We start from the raw sequence: 1081 nt of genomic DNA, 5'->3' as shown, positions 1-1081 counted from the left end.
GCAGGAACACCGAGCTGGTCAGGGTGAGCGGGAAGACGACCATGTAAACGGCGGCCTGGATCGCCTCAGCGTTGCGGATGGATAGCCCGATGGTGGCCATGAGCCACATGCACGCGAACCCGAAAGACAGGGCGACACCGATGGCGGCGAGCAGGTGCCAGATGCTTGTCTGCCACCGGAATCCGAGCGCGATACCGGCACCGAGCTGCAGGGTGAGGATGAACGCGTTACGGCCGAGGTCGGCCAGCGTGCGCCCGGCCAGTACGGCGGAGCGGGCCATCGGCATAGACCGGAACCGGTCGATGACGCCGTTGGCGCGGTCATTGTTGAGGCCGAAAGCTGTTGGCACGGAACCAAAGACGGCGGACTGGGCGATGATGCCGGGGATGAGCCAGTTGATGTACTCGCCTTTCGCCGCGGCCGGAAGGGCGTATTCGATGGCGCCGCCGAAGACGAACAGGAACATGAGCATGAACGTGACGGGCTGAACCGTTGACAGGATAAGGACTTCAGGCAATCTGAGGTTTGCTATGAGGTTGCGTTTAGTGATGACTCCTATGTGGACCGCGGTGCTGTTCACGACGGAACTCCTTGCGTGATGCGGTTTCCGGCCGCAGGGCGGGTCAGGTGCAGGAAGACGTCGTCAAGGGTTGGTTTGTGCAAGCCGACGTCGGTGGGGCGGATTCCCGTGGTGTCGAGGTGGTGCAGGGCTTCGCGTAAGGTGTCGACACCGCGGCTGGCCGGCAGGATTATGTTGCCGCGTGCGGTGTCGTAGGCAGCTCCATCAGGTGCGATAGGAGCCAACGCGGTGATAGCGGCATCGCGTTCGTGCTCGGCAATGGACAGTTCAAGCACTGAGCCGCCGGTGCGGTTTTTGAGCTCCTCCGGGGTGCCTTCGCCGATGAGCCGCCCGTGGTCGATTACCGCGATGTGGTCAGCGAGCTGGTCGGCTTCCTCCAAGTATTGGGTGGTCAGCAGAACGGTTGTCCCGCCACTGACCAGATCCTGGATCAGATTCCACAGACCGCGGCGACTTGCCGGGTCGACACCGGTGGTTGGCTCGTCGAGGAACAGGACCTCG

The 1081-nt window shown here is 62.9% G+C and carries 1 protein-coding gene and 1 pseudogene; both read right to left on the bottom strand.

All coding sequences use genetic code 11. The annotated features are described in order from the left end of the window. On the bottom strand, positions 1-580 hold a 580-nt coding region (locus A3E1_RS0125615), incomplete at its 3' end, for an ABC transporter permease (protein ID WP_020523644.1). Next, positions 577-1081, bottom strand: a pseudogene (locus tag A3E1_RS42045) (daunorubicin/doxorubicin resistance ABC transporter ATP-binding protein DrrA); the annotation flags it as partial. The gene A3E1_RS0125615 and the pseudogene A3E1_RS42045, both read right to left, overlap by 4 nt.

This window comes from Catelliglobosispora koreensis DSM 44566 (assembly GCF_000379685.1).
In the GTDB taxonomy this organism is placed as follows: Bacteria; Actinomycetota; Actinomycetes; order Mycobacteriales; family Micromonosporaceae; genus Catelliglobosispora; species Catelliglobosispora koreensis.
Note: the sequence above shows the minus strand (reverse complement) of the source record. Positions and strands in the feature narration are given on the sequence as shown.